Below are 20,547 nucleotides of genomic sequence, written 5' to 3' on the forward strand. Positions count from 1 at the left end.
CCTCGGTTGCTGAACGGTCTATATCGCGGCGGGAGCAGAGCGGGAAGGCGGAATGAAAAGTGAACATTGCATCCGGTCCCCTGTCGCCCTAGTCTCGTTGCCATGGCGATTCTGATCGACAATGCCCGGGCAAGACGGATTTTCATCGAACGGCAGCAGCTTTCCGCACCGCCGACCCGTGCGCTCAACAAGGCCGGTCTTCTGCAACTGATCGACGATCTGGGCTTCGTGCAGGTGGATAGTATCGCGACCGTCGAGCGCGCCCATCACATGATCCTGTTTTCGCGCAACCAGACCTATCGGCGCGAACACCTGACGTCGCTCTTGGAAAAAGACGGCGAGCTGTTCGAACACTGGACCCACGACGCCTCGATCATTCCGGCGCGTCTGTTCCGCTACTGGAAGCACCGCTTCCGCCGCCGCGAACCGATCCTCGCCGAGCGCTGGCGCAAATGGCATGGCGAGAGTTTCGATTCCGCCTTCGAGGACACGTTCCGGCACATTTCGGAAAACGGCGCGATCATGTCGCGCGACATGAAGATGGAGGATCACAAGTCCGGCGGCTGGTGGAACTGGCACCCGAACAAGACGGCGCTCGAATATTACTGGCACACCGGCAAGCTTTCGATTGCAGGCCGGGTGAATTTCCAGAAGATCTACGATCTGACCGAGCGCGTTATTGCCGCCCACCATCACGAACCGGATGTCAGCCACGAGGACTTCATCGACTGGGCCTGCCGCAGCGCGATGGAAAAGCTTGGCTTTGCCACATCGGGAGAACTCGCTGCCTTCTGGGATATCGTCACGCCGGAAGAGGCGAGGGACTGGGTGAAAGCCCATCGCGATGAACTCGTCGAAGTCCTGATCGAAACCGCCGACGACAGCCGCCCGCGCGCTTCCTTCGCGTTCTCAGGCTTTCCCCAAAACCTCGGCGATATTCCAGAACCGCCGGCACGGGTGAGGGTGCTGAGCCCCTTCGATCCGCTACTGCGCAACCGTGACCGGGCGGTGCGGCTGTTCGATTTCTTCTACCGCATAGAGGTCTTTGTGCCCGAGCCGAAGCGGCAATACGGCTATTACGTCTTTCCGCTTCTGGAAGGCGACCGCATGATCGGTCGCATCGACATGAAGGCGGAGCGCAAAACGGGTGTGCTGGATGTCAGGCGGCTGTGGCTGGAAAAGGGTGTTCGGGCATCCGCGGGCAGGCTGGAGAAGCTCAATGCCGAGTTGCAGCGGGTGGGGCGGTTTGCCGGCGTGGACAAGGTCGTCTATCGCGACGGATGGCGGGGAGAGGGTTAGGTCTCCGCCGCCATCCGGCTCATCTCTTAGAAGCGCTAATTCCGGGCGATGCCGGGGACTTAACCCCGCCACCGCAGATACACCGTCGCCAGTGGCGGGATGTCGAGAGCGACGGACGCTGTCTTGCCATGCGCCGACTGGTTTTCCGTCCAGGCTTCGGTCTGGCCGAAATTCGTGCCGCCGTAGATCGCGGCATCGGTATTCAGCACCACTTCCCAGCGTCCCTCGAACGGCACGCCGATCCGGTAGCCATGCCGCGGCACCGGCGTCATGTTGGAAGCGACGATGATTGCCGACTGCCGATCCTGCGACAGACGCAGCATCGCGGTGACGGAGTTTTCCGCATCGTCGGACACGGCCCATTCGAAGCCTTCAGGATGGAGATCGCCATACTGAAGCGCCGGCTCGGCCGAATAGATCGCGTTGAGATCGGCGATCAGGCGCTGCATGCCCGCATGATCGGGGCTGTCCAGCAGATCCCAGACAACGGACGCGTCGTGGTTCCACTCGGTCACCTGAGCGACTTCGCCACCCATGAACATCAGCTTCTTGCCGGGATGGCCCCACATGAAACCGTAATAGGCCCGCAGATTGGCCATCTTCTGCCAGTGGTCGCCCGGCATCTTGCCAAACAGCGAGCCCTTGCCGTGCACCACTTCGTCATGGGACAGCGGCAGCATGAAGCGTTCGGAATAGGCATAGACCATGCCGAAGGTCAGGCTTCCGTGCTGGTATTTGCGATAGACCGGATCTTCCTCCATGTAATGGAGCGTGTCGTGCATCCAGCCCATGTTCCACTTGAAGTCGAAGCCCAGTCCACCCTGCTCGACGCTTTCGGTCACACCCGGCCAGGCGGTCGATTCCTCGGCCACCGTGAAGGCATGCGGGCAGCGCTCATGGATGATGCTGTTCAGGTGCTTGAAGAATTCCACGGATTCGAGATTTTCCCGGCCGCCGAATTTGTTGGGGATCCACTCGCCCTGATCGCGGCTGTAGTCGCGGTAGAGCATGGAGGCGACGGCATCGACGCGCAGCGCATCGATATGGAAATGATCAAGCCATTCCAGCGCAGACGCGATCAGAAAACCCTTCACCTCGTTGCGACCGAGATTGTAGATCAGCGTGTTCCAGTCCTTGTGGAACCCTTCGCGCGGATCGGCATGCTCGTAGAGCGCCGTGCCGTCGAACTGCGCCAGACCCCAGACGTCGGTCGGGAAATGCGCTGGCACCCAGTCGAGGATGACGCCGATACCGGCAGCATGGCAGCGATCGATGAAATAGGCGAAGTCTTCGGGCGTGCCGTAGCGTCCGGTCGGCGCAAACAGACCGAGCGGCTGGTAGCCCCATGAACCACCGAACGGATGCTCCATGATCGGCAGCATCTCGATATGGGTAAAGCCGAGCTTCTTGACGTAGGGCACGAGGCGCTGGCTGAGCTCCACCCAGTCGAGCGTACGGTTGCCTTCCTCGGCAATCCGCACCCAGGAGCCGAGATGCACCTCGTAGACGGACATCGCGCCTTCGCGGGCGCGGTCCTTGGCCTGCGCCGCCATCCAGTCGCCATCGGTCCAGCGGAACGGTTTGGACGAAGCGATCACGGAGGCCGTCGAAGGTGCTGCTTCCGAGGCACGTGCGATCGGGTCGGCCTTCTGCGCCAGCATATTGCCGTGAGCGTCGAGAATTTCGAACTTGTAGCGCTCGCCATGGGTCAGTCGAGGAACAAACAGTTCCCAGACGCCGGCCTGCGGCCGCAGCCGCATCGGATGCCGGCGACCGTCCCAGGCGTTGAAGTCGCCCACGACCGAAAGGCGCGTGGCATTCGGTGCCCAGACGGCAAAACGCACGCCGGAAACCCCATCCACTTCCATCGGGATCGCGCCCAGTGTACGGCCGAGATCGTAATGGGTGCCCTGGCCGATCAGGTGCAGATCGAGATCGCCGAGCAGTGGCGGAAAGGAATAGGAATCCTCGGTTTCCTGGATTGCTTCCGGCCATTCGATGCGCAGGAAATAGGGCGCAGTCGAATTGGTCACGCCGGCAAACAGACCGCCGGGGTGGATGCTGTCCAGCTCCGCGACGACCTTGGCCGTATCGCGCTCGACGACCTCAACCGAAAGCGCCCCGGGAAGCAGCACCCGCACCACGGTGAGGTCGCCGTACTGATGGCGGCCGAGAATGGAAAAGGGATCGCCATGACGGCCGTCGACGAGGGCCTGGAGGCCCTCCTCAACGGTTCCGATGATGAGGTCCGTGCGCTCGTATCGCATCACTCTGTCTCTCCCTTGGGTGCATCAGGGGTGGAATTGCTGTCGGTGTCGAGAAGTCGCGCCGCGATGGTCGCAAAACCTGCGAGCGGCAGGGGCAGCCACTTCGGCCGGCTGCGCACTTCGTAGGCGATCTCGTAGGCGGCCTTTTCCAGCAGGAAGAGGTCAAGTATTTTCGACCGCTTCTCGTGCGGGATGTTGAGCGAGTCGGACTTTTCCACAGCATCGAAATAGGCCTGCAGGAATGCCGGTTCCGCCTTGTCGATGAAGCGGCTGACGAGCTCCGGATGACGGGCGTCGTCCACTTCGCTGACGACCTCCCGATCGAGATCGGCCGAGGCTGCGAGATAGCTCAGCGACCGCAAGAGGCCGGCCACATCGCGCAGCGGGTTGGACTTTGCACGACGTTCCTCGAGATCGCGGGCTGGTTCGCCCTCGAAGTCGATGATATAGGCGTCGCCTTCTGCCACCAGGATCTGGCCGAGGTGGAAGTCGCCGTGGGTACGGGTCATCAGCGTCGAAATGGCAAAGCCGGACAGCGTCTCGACAAGGCCGAACAGGTCTTCGCGACGGCTGAGGATCATGCGTGCGTCTTCTGCGGCGCGACCTTCCAGTCCCTCGCTGTTCAGTTCGAGCATGGTCAGGCTCTGGTCGATCTGAGCCGTTACGCCCGCGCGCCATCTCGAGATATCGGCGTCGCCAGCCCAGATCGGGCTGAATGCCTCGTCATCGGTCGGCTGGGCCAGTGCGACATGCAGCTCACCAAGCCGTGTTCCGATGGTGGCCGAAAGATTGACGAGCGGCTTGAAGTGCTCGTCGATCCCTTCGCCCTCGAGCCCGGTCACCACAATCTCGTCGATTGCGCGGCGCAGGTTGCCGAGCATCCAGTTCCAGGCATCGCCCTGATTGCGGATCGCGCGCTGCACGATGATCATCGTGTAGCGGTTGCCCTCCGGCGAGGTGCGGGCGACTTCGCCGAGCAGCTGTCCCGTATTCTGGTAGCCGACATTGGTGAGATAACGCGTCATCTCCACTTCCGGGTGGATACCCGGGAAGATGTGACGGATCAGCTTTACCATGGCGAGATCACCGATGATCAGCGAGCTGTTCGACTGTTCGGCCGAAAGCCAGGTCACAGGCATGTCGTCGTTGAAGTTGAGCTGGTCGAGAGTGTCGGTGCCGACGAATTCAAGGGCGCCTGAAACGCCCGAGATCACGGCCCGTTCGGACAGTCCGCGGATCACGCCGCGCGCCAGCCCTTCCATCGCAAAGCCGTCGGTCAGGAAGCCGACACGGCGACCCTGACGGATGCGCGCAAGCGCCAGCTGCTGGGCAAGCGCCGAAGGCTGGGCTTCATCCCAGGCGATGGCGAGCGGCAGGAGATAGGTATCCAACTTGCCGGCAACATCGACCTCTAGCTCGCCGAGCAGGATGTTGTTGGCAAATGCGATCGGCGTCACGTTGGCAAGCCGCGCCGAATTGAGGATCGAGCCCTTGGAGCCGAACCAGCGGCGTTTCGAGAGGTATGGCGGCAGGATATCCTTGGCAAACATCTTCGACAGTGGCGAGTCTTCGCCGAGCTCCTGCAGGTCACGGCGAACGACCATGGTCACCATGTCCTGCATCTGCTCCGGTGGCTCCTTGCGCCAGATGGGGCCGTCGGAAGTTTCCACCAGCTGGAACCAGAAGAAGCCGTAGGGCGGCAGCGTCAGCAGATAGGTCAGCTGACCGATCGGCGGGAACGGCGACATGCCGGACATCTCGATCGGCACCCAGCCGGCAAACTGCGACAAATCCAGTTCCACCGCCTGCGGCAGGCGTGAAAGGTTGGCGACGCACAGGATCGTCTCACCCTCGTATTCGCGAAGATAGGCAAGGATCTTGCGGTTCCCGGGCGTCAGGAAACGCTGCGTGCCGCGGCCGAATGCGGCATGCTTGTTGCGCAGCGCAAGCATCCGGCGCATCCAGTTCAGCAGCGAATGTGCGTCGGCGCCCTGCGCTTCGACATTCACCGCCTCATAGCCGTACTGAGGATCCATGACCGGCGGCAGCACGAGGCGCGCCGGATCGGCCTTGGAGAAACCGCCATTGCGGTCCGGAGACCACTGCATCGGCGTGCGAACGCCGTCGCGGTCGCCCAGATAGATGTTGTCGCCCATGCCGATCTCGTCACCGTAGTAGATGACGGGAGTTCCGGGCATGGAAAGCAGCAGGCCGTTCATCAGCTCGATCCTGCGGCGGTCGCGCTCCATCAGCGGCGCAAGACGGCGACGAATGCCGAGATTGATGCGGGCGCGCCGGTCGGCGGCATAGATGTTCCAGAGGTAATCGCGCTCTTCGTCGGTCACCATCTCGAGCGTCAGCTCGTCGTGGTTGCGCAGGAAGATCGCCCACTGGCAATTGTCCGGGATTTCAGGCGTCTGGCGCATGATATCGGTGATCGGGAAGCGGTCTTCCTTGGCGATCGCCATATACATGCGCGGCATCAGCGGAAAGTGGAACGCCATGTTGCACTCGTCGCCATCGCCGAAATATTCGCGCGTATCTTCCGGCCACTGGTTGGCTTCCGCCAGCAGCATCTTGCCGGGATGGGTGCTGTCGAGCGCCGCGCGGATCTTCTTCAGGATGTCGTGGGTTTCCGGCAGGTTCTCGTTGATCGTGCCTTCGCGCTCGATCAGATACGGGATGGCGTCGAGGCGGAAACCGTCGATGCCCGTATCGGCCCAGAAACGCATGACTTCGAACAGCTCTTCGAGAACGGCTGGGTTGTCGAAGTTAAGGTCGGGCTGGTGCGAATAGAAGCGGTGCCAGTAATAGGCGCCGGCAACCGGATCCCATGTCCAGTTGGACTTTTCCGTATCGAGAAAGATGATCCGCGTTTCCGGGAATTTCTGGTCCGTATCCGACCACACGTAGAAATCGCGCTCCGGCGAACCGGGAGGCGCATGACGTGCCCGCTGGAACCACGGATGCTGGTCGGACGTGTGGTTGATGACGAGCTCGATCAGCACACGCAGATTGCGCGCATGGGCGGCAGCCACGAACGCCTTGAATTCGTCCACCGTGCCATAGTCCGGGCTGACGCTGGTATAATCGGCAATATCGTATCCATCGTCACGACGCGGCGACGGAAAGAACGGCAGCAGCCAGATCGTGTTGGCGCCAAGCGAAGCGACGTGATCCAGCTTCTCATGCAGCCCCTGAAAGTCGCCGATACCGTCGCCATTGGCGTCGTAGAACGACTTGATATGCAGCTGATAGATAACTGCATCCTTGTACCATAGTGGATCGTCGTTCATCGCTTGATTCTGGTCCTGGCCCTGGTTTCGGCCGCTCGTGATGTCCATGATGTCTCCTCCCATTCTTGTCTTTAACGGACGCGCCAGATGGAGAATGGCAGGCCGGAGTGAGGGTCGAGGCGGATGCGCTGCACCTTGCCGGTCAATGAGAAGCGATCGCCGCCGATGACATCCTCAAGATCTAGGGTTCCATGATCCGGCAGGCCGAACGACCACAGCGGCAGTTCGATATCCGCTTCCTGCGCATTGTGCGGATCGAGGTTGACGGCGATCAGCAGCACGTTCTCGCGGCCGGCACTGGCCTTTTCGAAGAACATGATGTTGTCGTTCCAGGCGGGCAGGAGCTGCAGACCGAGATGCGAATGCAGCGCCGGGTTCTCGCGGCGGATGCGGTTGAGAAGGGCGATCTCGCCCTTGATGTGACCCGGACGGTCGTAATCCCAGGCACGGATCTCGTACTTCTCGGAGTCCGCATATTCCTTGCGCTTGGCGTCCGGGCGTCCTTCGCAAAGCTCGAAGCCGTTATAGACGCCCCAGAGGCCCGACAGCGTGGCAGCCAGCGCCGCACGGATCAGATAGGCCGGACGCGGTGCGTTCTGCAGGAAATCCGGGTTGATATCGTGCGTGTTGACGAAGAAGTGCGGACGGAAGAATTCCTTCGGCTCTTCGGTCGTGATCTCGCGCATATACTGCTCGAGCTCCCACTTGGCATTGCGCCAGGTGAAGTACGTATAGGACTGCGAGAACCCGACCTTGGCGAGGCGGTACATCACCTTCGGCTTCGTAAACGCTTCCGACAGGAAGGCGACGTCTGGATGGCGCGAGCGGATGTCGGCGATCATCCATTCCCAGAACGGGAACGGCTTCGTATGGGGATTGTCGACGCGGAACAGCTTGACGCCGTTATCGACCCACTTCTGGACGACGTCACGCAGTTCGATCCACAGCGAAGGAACAGCGTCCTTGGCGTAGAAATCGACGTTGACGATGTCTTCGTACTTCTTCGGAGGGTTTTCGGCATAGCGGATCGTGCCGTCAGGCCGCCAGTCGAACCAGCCGGGATTGGACTTGAGCCACGGATGGTCGGGCGAGGCCTGGATCGCGAGGTCGAGAGCGAGCTCCAGCCCGTGCTCCTTGGCGGCATCCACCAGCCGGCGGAAATCCTCGAACGTGCCGAGCTCCGGATGGATCGCGTCATGGCCGCCATCTTCCGAGCCGATCGCGTATGGGCTGCCCGGATCATCAGGGGCCGGCGTCAGCGTGTTGTTCTTGCCCTTGCGGTTGGTCGAACCGATCGGATGCACCGGCGGGAAGTAGAGGACATCAAAGCCCATCTCCCGGATCGCCGGCAGCCGCGCAATCACGTCGTCGAACGTGCCGTGACGGTTCGCATCGCCGCTCTGGGAGCGCGGGAACACCTGGAACCAGCTCGCAAACGCTGCGGCCGTCCGCTCGGCATCGACCGGGATCGAGGTTGAGCGAACCCGATGCGGGCGGCGGTCGCCTTCCACCATCAGCTCGGCCGTGTCGGCCAGCAGTAGCGTTTCGATCCGCTTGGGATCGTCCTGCGCCGTCAGCGTGTCGAACAGCACCTTCAGCTCGGTCTTGAGGTCACCCGTGGCATGATCCAGCGCATCAAGCACCAGATTGATGCCTTCCTGGATCTCCAGCCGCAGATCGAGCCGCGCCTCGTGCTTCTTGGTGAATTCGTAGCGGAAGATCTGAAAGGGGTTCTTCCAGGCCTCGATCGCAAACTCGTGGCGACCCATCCGCTTTAGCGGAAACTCCGCCGCCCAGCGGTCGTTGACGACGAGCGTCATCGGCACTTCGGTCCACTGGTCCTCGTCGGCCGCACGCCACATCACCGATGCCGACAGCGGATCGTGCCCGTCGCCGAACACGTCGGCTTCGACCTTGACCGTCTCGCCGACAACCCGCTTCACCACAAAGCGACCGTCATCGACCGACGGAGTGATTTTCTCGATCGCCAGCCGCGGTGTTGCAGCGGCTTCGGCTGCGGTGGAAACCGGAACAGCTTCGATGATCGGCTGCGAGGCATGGCCTTCGAAAACGCGCAGTTCGCCCGGCTTCAGCATGAGATCGGGCGCAAAAATGTCGGCGTCATTCCCCGGCGCCGTCAGCGGCAGGAAAGGGGATGCTGCTTCACGTAGCACGTTGAACGGAGCCTTGGTGACCCTGCGCAAATCGCGGTTCAGCATGACGACGCGGATCTTCGAAGATGCACGGATATCCTCATGGTCGGTCTGCAAGAGCGCCACAGCCTGGGTCTGGCTGGTGGAAATCAGCCTCAGCGGCTGGCGGCCAAACCCGGCCGATGTCTTGTTCGGCGCGGCATTGATGGCACGGATGTCGCTCGACAGGTCGAACACGCCCTGGTCCTTGAGCCCACGCAGACCCATTCCGTCACCGGTCAGCGGGTCGAGCGGGATGGATGAGCCGTATTCGAAGCCCATCGGCACCATGAGGCCGCTGGCGAAGGTCGACGCGAGCTTCAGGGCCCGGACCGCTCGGCGCTCCGACACTTCGGTTCCGTCAATGCCATGCGCCATGCGCTTGCCGAACGGGGCTTCCGGAAAGGTGATCTGGTAGCCGAGTTCGCGCTGCACCTCGTATTCGTCGAGGATCCAGCGTTCCTCCATGTTCCACCAGGCAAAGGACGAAAAGCTGCCGTCAAAGCCGACGCCCTTGAGCGCCTTGCGATCTTCAAAACTGGTGCCGGGCGTCCAGGCAAGGAAGACGGTGTCAGAGACGGCACTGCGGGCCGCAGCGATCAGGCCCTTCCAGACGTCGGGCGCGACCTTGCCAATGCCGATGCATCGGAAGCCGGCGATGCCAAGCCCGGCCAGCCGCGCCAGTCGGCGGCGCCAGTCATCAAGCAGGTGCGTTTCATGAGTGATATCGATCGTGCGGCTGCCGCTTTCCTGCGGCGAGCGACGCGGGTCGAATACGACGGCGCTGCCTTGGTTTGACGCATCGGCGATACGATCGACGGCAATGTCGAGCATCAGCTTGATGCCATGCTCTTTAGCGGCACCTGTCAGTGCCTTCACGCCATCGTCGATGCTTTCCCCAAGTCCCAGCGCCGGATCAAGCCTGTCCAGGTCTCCGCTGACGAAAATGCTCGTGTCCGCGCCGCGTGCAAACAGCGGCGCACTGAGGACCGTATCGAAGCCGAGATCCTTCGCATGGGCAAAAACCTGGCGCCAATCCTGCAAGCCTTTGAGCATGAGAGGATGCACGTAGTAGATTTGCGGCGGGAGCTTTGACAGCGGGGTGGACGAGGCGAATTGAGGACGCGTGTTCATCTTTATAGCCTTGGGTTGCCGGGCCGTAGAGCGGGTGGCGATCAGCGGGGTAACTGCAAGGCTGCTGTGCTTGTTCCGATAAAATTGTGCCTATCGGATTTTTGCGCACGCATTAGATGTACATGAATGAACCCTAACGGACCCAGTGCCGAAGGAGGGGGCCGTCGCGGCCACGAAGCGGATCGGTCTGCGGCAAGGGAAGGCTCGAAATTCGGCTGAGACCCTCAGAATCCGCGGGTCCGGTCTGGAGATCCGCACGCTGTCCTGGCGGATAGGCGCCGACAACCACGAAGTCGCGGCTGGCTTCCAGCCGCATGTGCCCGGTGCCGGCCGGCAACACGATGCAATCGCCGCCATGGACTGAGATTTCGGTGCCATCCGGACCGCCGATCAGCAGCAGGCCGCGACCATTTGCGATGCCGAGGACCTCGTGGGCGCCCGTGTGGTAGTGCTGATAATCGAATACGCCATCGCGCCAGATGCCCTGCCAGCCGTTTTTCGCAAAAAGGTCTTCGAACAGGCTGGCGGGGTCGCCGACCAGAGGGTCGATGGTAAGGGCGTTGCGGTAGATCAGAGCCGGAAGGTGGGGGTGGTTGGGCACGAAGCCGCTCGGCGGAAACGTCATGCTCTCGACGGTCGTCCTTCCAGCGGAGACGGCGGGATCGAGGGCTGGCGGAACGATGTTCAGGCTTCGGGTCACGGACTTGATCCTTGCACGGTTGCGTCTGTCGGACGTCGCCGGCATTTTCCAGCAACGTCCTGAGACTGAACCCGTGCGCAAATGCGATGTTCCCGCGACAACCTCTATTTCAAAAGGTCAGCACGGAAACGCGCTCCGCTCAGTGGCCGTTCAGCAGATCACGGTCTCGGCGATCTGGATGCCGAACCCTTCGAGGCCGACGTAATGACGTTCGCTTCTGGTCAGAAGCTTGATCGAAGACACGCCGAGATCGCGCAGGATCTGGGCGCCGAGGCCGATTTCCAGCCACTCGCTGTCGCGGACCTTGGCCTCCGCGTGCGATTCCTCACCGAAGCGGACCTTGCGCGACGTCGTGCTGGCACCGACGCCAACCGAACCCTCGCGCAGATAGATGATGACGCCGCGACCCTCGTCGGCGATCTTTGCCATGTAACGGTCCACGGAGCGCGCCGCGCCGAACACATCGCGCGCCACGTCTTCCAGATGAAGGCGGACCGGAATGTCGACGCCGTCCCTGATATCTCCAAACACGATGGCGACGTGCTGCATCGTCTCCCAGGGCAGGGAGTAGGCGTGTGCCTTGGCCTTGCCCTTCGGGGTCTCGATGTCGAACGTGCCGTGCAGCTCGATCAACGTTTCCTTGCGCTGGCGATAGGCGATGAGATCGGCAACGGACACCTGCTTCAGGCCATGGGTGATCGCAAACTCCGTCACCTGAGGACCGCGCGTCACCGTGCCGTCGTCGTTGACGAGTTCGCAGATCACGCCGATCGGCGGCAGGTTGGCGAGCTTGCACAGGTCGACGGCCGCTTCCGTATGGCCGGACCGCATCAGAACGCCGCCTTCGCGGGCGATCAGCGGGAAGATGTGGCCGGGACGCACGAAGTCGGCCGGGCCGACATTCGGGTTGGCAAGGTTGCGCACCGTCAGCGTCCGGTCGTCGGCGGAGATGCCGGTCGTCGTGCCGTGCTTGAAATCCACCGTTACGGTGAAGGCCGTCGTATGCGCGCTGTCGTTTTCCGCCACCATGGCATTGAGGTTCAGGCGCTTGGCTTCGCTGCGCGGCATCGGCGTGCAGACGATACCGGACGTGTGGCGCACGATGAAGGCCATCTTTTCCGGCGTGCAGTGAACCGCAGCGACGATCAGATCGCCTTCGTTTTCGCGTCCGTCGTCATCGGTAACAACGACGATTTCGCCGGCTTCGAAGGCGCGGATGGCGTCGACGACGCGCTTCTGATCGTAGGGCATGTGATGATTCCTAGCGGGTTTTACCGGTCTGACCCCGGTCACGGAGAAAATGGTCGGCGATCGTGCAGGCCATCATCGCCTCCCCGATCGGCACGGCGCGGATGCCGACGCAAGGATCGTGGCGACCCTTGGTGCGAATATCCACATTGTTGCCGTCAGCGTCGATCGACTGGCGCTCGCTCAGGATCGACGAGGTCGGCTTGATGGCGAAGCGGGCAATGATCGGCTGGCCGGTCGAAATGCCCCCGAGGATGCCGCCGGCATGATTGGAGAGGAAGATAGGCTGGCCATCGTTGCCCATCCGCATCTGGTCGGCATTGTCCTCGCCGGAAAGCTCGGCGGCGGCAAAACCATCGCCGATCTCGACGGCCTTCACGGCATTGATCGACATCAGGCCGGAAGCAATTTCCTGGTCGAGCTTGGCATAGATCGGTGCGCCAAGCCCTGCGGGAACGCCCTCCGCCACCACCTCGACGATCGCGCCGATCGACGATCCGGCCTTGCGGATGCCGTCGAGATAGGTTTCCCAGACAGGCACCATCTCAGGGTCGGGGCAGAAGAACGGGTTCTCGTTGACCTGGCCCCAGTCCCAGTTGTCACGGTTGATCTTGTGCTTGCCGATCTGCACCAAGGCTGCGCGCACGGTCATTCCCGGCACGACCTTGCGGGCAATCGCGCCGGCCGCCACACGCGCTGCCGTCTCGCGGGCCGATGAGCGGCCGCCACCGCGGTAATCTCGAATTCCGTATTTGAGATCGTAGGCAAAATCCGCATGGCCGGGGCGATAGCTGCGGGCGATCTCGCCGTAGTCCTTGGAGCGCTGGTCGGTATTCTCGATCAGCATGGAGATCGGGGTGCCGGTCGAGATCATCGTCTCGCCGTCGGCATCCATCATCACGCCGGAGAGGATCTTGACGATATCGTCCTCGCGCCTCTGGGTCACGAAACGCGACTGTCCGGGCTTGCGCTTGTCCATCCAGGCCTGGATTTCGGCAAGCGTGAAGCGCAGGCCGGGAGGGCATCCGTCCACGACGCAGCCGAGCGCCGGCCCGTGGCTTTCGCCCCAGGTCGTGACACGGAAAAGATGACCGAAAGTATTGTGCGACATTTCACTAACCGGCTTCGGAGGGGCCGCCTCCGTCAATCTTGGACGTCAAACTTTGACGCGGATGTCTTATGGAAAAGGTCGGCGGGCGACAAGCCCTTCTTGCCCCATATCGGGCTGTCGATCCCGGACATGGATGCACGGCCGGCCATTCGGTGCCATTCATGCCGCCTGTTTGAGCCAGTCGGCTCTGGCCGCCTCAACGAATTCGTCAAAGGGCAGGGCCTTGGCAAAGGCATAGCCCTGCAGAAGGTCGCAGCCGAGTTCGCGCAGCAATTCCGCATGCTGCATCGTCTCCACACCTTCCGCCACCGTGTCGATGCCAAGCGAGCGGGCAATGTCGACGATCGAGCGAACCATGGTCCGCTCCTGCGGCGCTTCGAGGATCGGCATCACCAGCTGCCGGTCGATCTTAAGCCGCTTCGGTTTCAGCTTTAGCAGCGAGACGATCGAGGTATGGCCGGTCCCGAAATCGTCGATCTCGATGTCGATGCCCATTCCCTTTATGCGTTCGATATTGCCCGATACCGACACGTCGCCGTCGTCGAGGAAAATCGACTCCACCAGCTCGAAACAGATTTCGCCGGGTGTGATGGACAGCGACTCGAGGTTGGCGATCAGGTTTTCGTCATGCAGCCGCTTCGACGAGACGTTGACGGAGACCTTCGGCACCTTGAGGCCGAGCGCGGTCCAGCGCATCTTGTCCTTCAGCACCGTCTCAAGCACGATCTGGTCGAGCACCGCCGACACGTTGAGGTCTTCCGCGATCCTCAGGAACCGCGCTGGCGCGAGGATGCCGTGATGCGGATGGTTCCAGCGCAGCAGCGCCTCGGCCCCGGTCAGTTCACCGGTTCTGGCGCAAAACTGCGGCTGGTACCAGGTCACGAACTCGCCGTTGTCGATCGCCGAGAGCACTTCGTCGGCGGTCCGTTTGTGGCTGACGATCTCTTCCTGCAGGTCGAGCGTGAAGAATTCGAAACGGTTGCGGCCGAGGCCCTTGGCTCGGTAGAGCGCGATGTCGGCGTTGACCAGCGTGCGTCGTGCATCGACATTGAGACCGGTTGCCTGCGCAATGCCGATCGAAACGCCGCACCGGCAGGAAAAGCCGTCGAAGTCGAAGGGCTGACGAAACTCGGCGATGATCCGCTGCGAAAGCTCGGCCACGTCCTCGATGGATGCGGAATTGTTCATCAGGATGACGAACTCGTCGCCGCCGATCCGCGCAACGATATCCTCGTCACGCACGTTGCGGGACAGGATCCGGGATGAATGCACCAGCATCGCGTCACCGGCGGCATGGCCCATCGTGTCGTTGATCTGCTTGAACCGGTCGAGGTCGAGATGAAGGATGAAGAACTTCTGCCGCTCCACCTGGCTTGCACGCGAGAGGTGGTCGAGTTCCATGTCCAGTTTGCGGCGATTCCCAAGCATCGTCAGCGGGTCGTGCAGCGCATTGTGCTCGATGCGGGTCTTGGCCATCTGAAGCTCGACATTGCGAGCATCCGATTCCGCTTTTGCAGACTTGAGCTCGGTCGTCATCACCGCGTCCTTGGTCACGTCGAAGGCGAGGCCGATAAGCTTGCGTGAACCGTCGCGACCGATCACCAGCTGACCGACGGACCGGATATAGCGGAGGCTGCCGTCAGATTGCGGCACGCGAACGATCAGAGCCTCCTCGACGTCGCCGGAAAGGTAACGCATTGCCGCGTCAAGAGCACTTTGGCGATCCTCCGGAACCAGCAGAGACAGCCAGAAGTCGTGGGGAAGGGGGCCGGCAATCGGGGCAACGCCATAAAGCTGGCACATGCGAGCGTCCCATATCTCGCTGCCGGTTGCCGGATCATATTCCCAGACGCCGCATCCGTAGGAACCGAGTGCGAGGTCGAGCTTGCGCGACAGACCTTCCAGTTCCTGCTCCCGGTCCGACAATTCGTCGAGTGCCAGTTCGAGCTCGGCATTCTTGACCTCGCTATTGTCTTTCGCGTCGCGCAGGGTCTGTGCCATCGTCACGTCGGCGGTGACGTCCCAGACGATGCCGGTCGCCTGGATGCCGCGCTCGTTCTGAACCCTCGCGCCGGCGGAGCGAAGATGCCGGATGTCGCCGCCGGGCAGGATCAGGCGATAGGTCTCGGTCGATGGGCTGTCGGTGCAGAGAACTGTAAAGAGATGCGCTTCCGCGACAGCCCTGTCCTCAGGCGCGATCGATGCCATCCAGTCATCGAACCGGTTGCCGGTGGTGGCGGACGGATTGGCGTGGAGAGCGGCGGAGCGATCGTCCCAGGAGAGCTGCACACCCTCATCGATCACTTCCCAGATGCCCATCATCGACGCTTCCATGGCAAGCCCGAACCGTCGCGACAGTGCAAACAGCTTGTTTTCGCGCAGCCGCAGCGTCTCGATATGCCGGTTGCGTTCCGAAATCAGCGAGGTCGCAATGAGCACCGGCAAGACGATCGCAAGCGATGCCAGCGCCAGGATCAACCGGAACCGCATCTGACCGGCGGGCGAAGCATTCCAGCCGACGCGCGGCGCCGCAAGGATCTGCCAGTCCGTACCCTTGACGGTGATCGACCACCGGACCGGATCGCCGCCCTTTACCGCTTCATTGCCGTAAAACACGGCCTGGTCGACTCGACTGTTGTCGACGAGCGCGAGATCGAGCCAGTCGAAGACCGTCTCGGACGTTTGTGCCGCGTCGCCAACCTGAGGGCGTGTCGCGGGATCAAGCAGATCGGCGACATCGAGGACGAGAACCAGAGCGCCCCAGAGCCCGGCTTCCTGTCCGCTGGCGGAAGGCACCGGAATGATGAGGGTAAGCCTGCCCGTCTGCGATCCGGTCAGCACGCTTGGGCGCGCCTTGTTGCCGGCCCGGTCGAGATCCGCCTTAAGACCAGCAAGATCGATACCGGTCTCACCGGCCAAGCTGTCGCGGCGGAAGAAGGTCGTTGGTGTGAATCCCGGTGCCGCGATCACTGCGGAAAGGTGCGGCAGGTCGGCGAGTGCCTGACGAGCAGCGGTCTGCATATCGTTGGGCTTGTATCCTGCCTGACCGATCAACGCATTGCGCAGGCTATCGGCGACCGCGAAATCAAGCTCCAGCCGCGAGGCGATCTGACGGGCCGCCGTGCCGGCCGCGCGTGTCGTGGCGGCGTGAATATCGTCGCGATGTTTCTGCACGAATCGGTGATCGAGGACCACCGCGGTGACGATAACTGTCAGCGAAACGAGGAAGGCTGCGACGGCAGGCGCGCATGCACTGCTGAAAGGGCGAAACCTTTCGGTAATGGAGGAACGCCAGAGCGCCAAAACTGAACACCTTCTCGTTAACTCTTGTGACCGGGTATAACTGTATTGTGGCGCAGTTAATTTCCCATTCCACATCCGCCTTAGAGCTGTGAAGCTGCGTTTTATTGCAAATAGTTGGTAAACGCGGTCACTAAACGTTCGATTTGGTCTTAAGACGTCTTGAATTCGGAAGAATATGGTTAATAATCAAACTGTTGTTTGTAGCGAAAATGTCATGCTGGCGAGCAATTTTCGCCACAATCGGCAGGCTATCTTGCACCGAATTAGTACAGACCGTTTGTTCCAGGGATCTTCATCATGCGTATCCTCATTGCTGCCTTGCTTGCGACCGCCGGTGTTTTCTCGCCGCTGAGCACTTGGGCGCAGAGCGTGGACGTCGAGGCGACGATCAAGACGATCGACGCCAAGTCGCTCAGCCTGACGCTGGACGACGGCAAGACCTACAAGGTGCCGGAAGAGTTCAACTTCGAGGGCCTGAAGGCAGGCGTCAAGGTTCTGGTGTTCTACACGGTCGTCGATGGCAACCGCGTCGTGGACGATCTCGAAATCGTACAGTAAGGGCCGGAACCGGGCCTCAGCGGCTTACAGCCATTCCATCCGGCCGTCGAGCGGCTCGACTTTCAGGATACGGTCCTGATGGATGGCGATAGACGATGCTTCTTCTTCTCCCACGCCGCCGATCAGGCGAAAGATCGACCTGATGACGCCGCCATGGGCGACCGCCACGGTCGGACCGGTCAGAGACTGCATCCAGGCGCCGATGCGCCATGACAGGATTTCGTAGCTCTCGGCAGTTTGGCCCGGCGGAATGAAGCTCCATTTCTGGCGCTTTCTTTCCTTCAGCAGCTCGGGCTCGAGTTTTTTGACTTCGGCCAGCGTCTGGCCTTCCCAGTCGCCGAACGAAACTTCCACCAGCCGGTCGTCGGTCCGGTAGGCGAGGGGATCGAGCCCCATCGCTGTGCGCAGCCGCTCCATCGTCTCGCGAGTGCGCGAGAGCGGGCTTGCCACGAAGTCAAAATTGGCGACATCGTCGCCGAGCAGTTCTTTCAGCGCTTCACCATTGCCGGTAGCCTGAAGGCGGCCCGTATCGTTCAGAGGAATATCCTTCTGACCCTGAAGCCGGCCTTCAGCGTTCCAGTCCGTCTGGCCGTGACGGATGACGTAGAGAAGCACGGGGCGCTCAGTCCTTCACGACGGAAATGTCAGGCGCGTCGACGGCCTTCATTCCAATGGCGTGATATCCGCTATCGGCATGGTGGATTTCACCGGTGACGGAGCGCGACAGGTTCGACAGAAGATAAAGGCCGACATCGCCCACTTCCTCGATCGTGACCGTGCGGCGAAGCGGTGCGTTATACTCGTTCCATTTGAGGATATAGCGGAAGTCGCCGATGCCGGACGCAGCAAGCGTCTTGATCGGGCCGGCCGAGATCGCGTTGACGCGGATATTCTTTGGTCCGAGGTCAACGGCCAGGTATTTGACGCTGGCTTCAAGTGCCGCCTTGGCAACGCCCATGACGTTATAGTTCGGCATCACCTTCTCGGCACCGTAATAGGTCAGCGTCAGCATGGCGCCGCCGTCCGTCATCAGCTTTTCGGCGCGGCGTGCGGCCGACGTAAAGGAGTAGACCGAGATCTGCATCGTCTTGGCGAAGTTGTCAGGCGTCGTATCGACATAACGGCCGGTCAGCTCATCCTTGTCGGAGAAGCCGATCGCATGCACGAAGAAGTCGATCTTGCCCCACTTCTTCTCGATGTTGGCGAACACCTCATCGATGGTCGACTCGTCGCTCACATCGCAGTGGCCGGCCATGAAAGCGTTGATTTCGGCAGCGAGCGGTTCGACCCGCTTCTTCAGGGCGTCGCCCTGATAGGTCAGAGCAACTTCGCCACCCTGATCGTGAATGGCCTTGGCAATGCCCCATGCAATGGAGCGATTGTTGGCGACACCCATGACGACGCCGCGTTTGCCTGACATGAGGCCGGAAGCCTGAACCATGAATATCCCCTGGAAACTCGATTTGGCCTTGCCTATGACATAGGCAGGGCAAGGGTTCAAGCTTGCGGATACCAACTCATACGCCCACTCTTTGGCGAACGGGGAGGCCAACGTTTCAGCTGTCGCCGGAACCGGTTGGGGATCGATGTCTTACAGATACAGCCCGTGGCGCATGTGGCGCATCAGATCGGTCACCTTCGGGTCGGGCTTTTCGAGAAGCACAATGCGCAGTTCCGCCACCAGATCGCCGCGGCCGCCTGCATCGTTGTAGAGCCCCATGCCTTCCAGCCGGATTGCCTGATCGGACCCCGACCATGCGGGAACCGCGATCGTCTGCTCGCCTTCAGGCGTCTTCAGCATCGGCTCGGCGCCGAGAACGGCGTCTTCGAGAGAGATCGGCAAAATGGTGTGGATATCGAAACCGCTCACCCGGAAATCCGCATGCTTGGCCACTTTCAGGGTCACCACGAGATCGCCCTGCTTCATCCCGGGAAGCTTCAGCCCCTGGCCCTTCAGCCGCACAACATGACCCTCGGTCATGCCCGCGGAAAGCGAAACGCGCACGTCACGATCGTCGCTGGAATGCACGATGACCGAACCCCTGTTGAGAAGGTCTTCGATCGTCACGACCGCTTCGGCCAGAAGATCCGGCGCCGTTTCGAGAACGGTCACGGTTTCGCCGCGGATGCGCCGCAGCAGCGTGTTGAGAAGACCGGAACCCATGCCGGTGGTCGGCGGGGCCGGGCGGCTGCCGGGTCCCTCATCCGCTGCATCGGCTCCTGTCGCGTCGCTTTTCGACGATGGACGAGCGGCCTGCGCGGTCGACGCCTCGTCTGCGGTTTTTTTCGGTCCGGAGTCGGCGGTCTGGCCGTCTGGCGAGACGCCGAAGATACGCTCGACCATGTCTTCGGCCGGTTCCGGCGGAGCATCGCCGCGGGCCTTGCCGTTCTGCTGTTGCTGCTGCGCCTGGGATTGAAGCACTTCGGCCTGCGCCCGCTTGGCGCTGGCACGGGCAAGCTCTTCCATCACTTTTGCCGCGCGCTCGCGGGAAGCCTTGGCACGCAGTTCCGCTTCGCGGGCTGCCTGGCGCTGCTGCATGAATGTCTGTTGAAGAGCGGATGCGCGGTCGTAGCGCTTGCGCCGCTCCGGATCCTTCAGCACTTCATAGGCCTGACCCATCTCGGCGAATCGCTCGCCGGCGTCGGGGTCGTCCTGGTTCTGATCGGGATGAATGGTCTTTGCCTTCGAACGCCACGCCGATTTGATCTCATCAGCGTTGGCGCTCCGATTGACGCCGAGAATAGAGTAGGGATCGCGCATTTTGAAACCACCCGTAAAGCTTGGGGCGGTGGGTCGCGTATCCAATTCCGGACCCCCCGTAACTCAACAACTCTCGCGGCAGCCTTCGGTTCCTCATGCCCCGAGGCTGGCCGGATCACAGGCAGTAACCGTATGGAGGAATTGCTGAATCAGAGGTTACGGAGAGATGGTTGATGCATGTTACGGTAAACAAAACGTTTACCGCACAGTGCTGGCCTTAACACTACTGGCGGTCAAATGCCGTGAGCGACCAGTCGCCCGTTTCGGTCCGGCATGCCTGACCGGAGAACAGCGATATTCCCTCATAGGAATGGCGGCTGGTGGTGAAGGCGCGGCAGAGTAGGCCGGCGCTCCGGTCCTCGTGGATCGAGGAGACGACACCGGCACTGCCGGTCGCCGAATTTGCCCAGGGAAGGGGGTTCGCACCCACCTTGGCGAGATCGGCCGAGGTCACGGCATTGCGCACGGTGGCTTCGTCCGATTGCGGATCACCCGCTTTTGGCTTGCTGGGAATGCTGCTCGTCGAGATACTACGATCGACCTTGTCCGCGCCGCCGAACACATCCATGCTGGTGCAGCTGCCAAGCGAACCGCACAGTGCGACGATCGCGATGATTCGCAGGCTGGCGCCATTCAGGCTCTTTGTACGGCACATCGAATTTGCTATCACAATCACCT

13 protein-coding genes are annotated in these 20,547 nt (G+C 61.5%); 2 read left to right on the forward strand and 11 right to left on the reverse strand.

The genetic code is table 11. The features are described 5' to 3' along the window. The first annotated feature begins 102 nt into the window (after window positions 1-102). Window positions 103-1,299: a winged helix-turn-helix domain-containing protein gene (locus J3A65_RS04865; RefSeq protein WP_209900035.1), complete on the forward strand. Its 1,197-nt coding sequence runs from the start codon at window positions 103-105 to the stop codon at window positions 1,297-1,299. A gap of 59 nt (window positions 1,300-1,358) precedes the next feature. Here the strand turns inward: J3A65_RS04865 and glgB are convergent, their stop codons facing one another. The 7 genes from glgB to J3A65_RS04900 form a co-directional block, all read right to left on the reverse strand. Next, a complete protein-coding gene (glgB, locus tag J3A65_RS04870; RefSeq protein WP_209903326.1) occupies window positions 1,359-3,566 on the reverse strand; it encodes a 1,4-alpha-glucan branching protein GlgB in 2,208 nt (735 codons plus the stop codon). Beyond that, entirely contained in the window at window positions 3,566-6,910 is a 3,345-nt protein-coding gene (gene treS, locus J3A65_RS04875; RefSeq protein WP_209900037.1) for a maltose alpha-D-glucosyltransferase, read from the reverse strand. Before treS ends, glgB begins: the two co-directional genes overlap by 1 nt. Window positions 6,911-6,933: 23 nt before the next feature. Further along, window positions 6,934-10,188, reverse strand: a complete 3,255-nt coding sequence (locus J3A65_RS04880; RefSeq protein WP_209900039.1) for a maltotransferase domain-containing protein — start codon at window positions 10,186-10,188, stop codon at window positions 6,934-6,936. Window positions 10,189-10,321: 133 nt separating this feature from the next. Beyond that, on the reverse strand, window positions 10,322-10,813 hold the full coding sequence (locus J3A65_RS04885; RefSeq protein WP_113166773.1) for a cupin: 492 nt from the start codon (window positions 10,811-10,813) through the stop codon (window positions 10,322-10,324). Between the two features lie 225 nt (window positions 10,814-11,038). Further along, a complete protein-coding gene (gene ribB / locus J3A65_RS04890; RefSeq protein WP_062453643.1) occupies window positions 11,039-12,139 on the reverse strand; it encodes a 3,4-dihydroxy-2-butanone-4-phosphate synthase in 1,101 nt (366 codons plus the stop codon). A 10-nt stretch (window positions 12,140-12,149) separates the two neighbouring features. Beyond that, window positions 12,150-13,247 (reverse strand): chorismate synthase, encoded by a 1,098-nt coding sequence (gene aroC / locus J3A65_RS04895; RefSeq protein WP_209900041.1) that lies wholly within the window; start codon window positions 13,245-13,247, stop codon window positions 12,150-12,152. A 159-nt stretch (window positions 13,248-13,406) separates the two neighbouring features. Next, entirely contained in the window at window positions 13,407-16,550 is a 3,144-nt protein-coding gene (locus J3A65_RS04900; RefSeq protein WP_245341479.1) for an EAL domain-containing protein, read from the reverse strand. A 297-nt stretch (window positions 16,551-16,847) separates the two neighbouring features. Between J3A65_RS04900 and J3A65_RS04905 the strand changes: the two genes are divergently transcribed. Next, the gene (locus J3A65_RS04905; protein WP_062453640.1) at window positions 16,848-17,108 is read left to right on the forward strand and encodes a DUF1344 domain-containing protein; all 261 of its coding nucleotides are present in this window, start codon (window positions 16,848-16,850) and stop codon (window positions 17,106-17,108) included. 24 nt (window positions 17,109-17,132) lie between these two features. Here the strand turns inward: J3A65_RS04905 and J3A65_RS04910 are convergent, their stop codons facing one another. From J3A65_RS04910 to J3A65_RS04925, 4 genes are all read right to left on the reverse strand, one after another. Further along, a complete protein-coding gene (locus J3A65_RS04910) occupies window positions 17,133-17,723 on the reverse strand; it encodes a histidine phosphatase family protein (RefSeq protein WP_209900043.1) in 591 nt (196 codons plus the stop codon). A 7-nt stretch (window positions 17,724-17,730) separates the two neighbouring features. Next, window positions 17,731-18,549: an enoyl-ACP reductase FabI gene (gene fabI / locus J3A65_RS04915; protein WP_062453638.1), complete on the reverse strand. Its 819-nt coding sequence runs from the start codon at window positions 18,547-18,549 to the stop codon at window positions 17,731-17,733. 150 nt (window positions 18,550-18,699) lie between these two features. Continuing rightward, complete coding sequence (locus J3A65_RS04920) at window positions 18,700-19,869, reverse strand: DnaJ C-terminal domain-containing protein (protein WP_209900045.1); 1,170 nt, start codon at window positions 19,867-19,869, stop codon at window positions 18,700-18,702. Window positions 19,870-20,092: 223 nt separating this feature from the next. After that, window positions 20,093-20,545: an RT0821/Lpp0805 family surface protein gene (locus tag J3A65_RS04925; RefSeq protein WP_244474003.1), complete on the reverse strand. Its 453-nt coding sequence runs from the start codon at window positions 20,543-20,545 to the stop codon at window positions 20,093-20,095. Window positions 20,546-20,547: the final 2 nt, after the last annotated feature.

It is taken from the genome of Rhizobium sp. PvP014 (genome assembly GCF_017876855.1).
Taxonomy (GTDB): Bacteria; Pseudomonadota; Alphaproteobacteria; order Rhizobiales; family Rhizobiaceae; genus Neorhizobium; species Neorhizobium soli.

Coding starts and splice junctions, on each gene's coding strand:
- J3A65_RS04905 (WP_062453640.1), top strand. CDS start 16,848: ATGCGTATCCTCATTGCTGCCTTGCTTGCGACCGCCGGTGTTTTCTCG.
- aroC (WP_209900041.1), bottom strand. CDS start 13,247: ATGTCGCACAATACTTTCGGTCATCTTTTCCGTGTCACGACCTGGGGC.
- ribB (WP_062453643.1), bottom strand. CDS start 12,139: ATGCCCTACGATCAGAAGCGCGTCGTCGACGCCATCCGCGCCTTCGAA.
- J3A65_RS04920 (WP_209900045.1), bottom strand. CDS start 19,869: ATGCGCGATCCCTACTCTATTCTCGGCGTCAATCGGAGCGCCAACGCT.
- glgB (WP_209903326.1), bottom strand. CDS start 3,566: ATGCGATACGAGCGCACGGACCTCATCATCGGAACCGTTGAGGAGGGC.
- treS (WP_209900037.1), bottom strand. CDS start 6,910: ATGGACATCACGAGCGGCCGAAACCAGGGCCAGGACCAGAATCAAGCG.
- J3A65_RS04865 (WP_209900035.1), top strand. CDS start 103: ATGGCGATTCTGATCGACAATGCCCGGGCAAGACGGATTTTCATCGAA.
- J3A65_RS04885 (WP_113166773.1), bottom strand. CDS start 10,813: ATGACGTTTCCGCCGAGCGGCTTCGTGCCCAACCACCCCCACCTTCCG.
- J3A65_RS04880 (WP_209900039.1), bottom strand. CDS start 10,188: ATGAACACGCGTCCTCAATTCGCCTCGTCCACCCCGCTGTCAAAGCTC.
- fabI (WP_062453638.1), bottom strand. CDS start 18,549: ATGGTTCAGGCTTCCGGCCTCATGTCAGGCAAACGCGGCGTCGTCATG.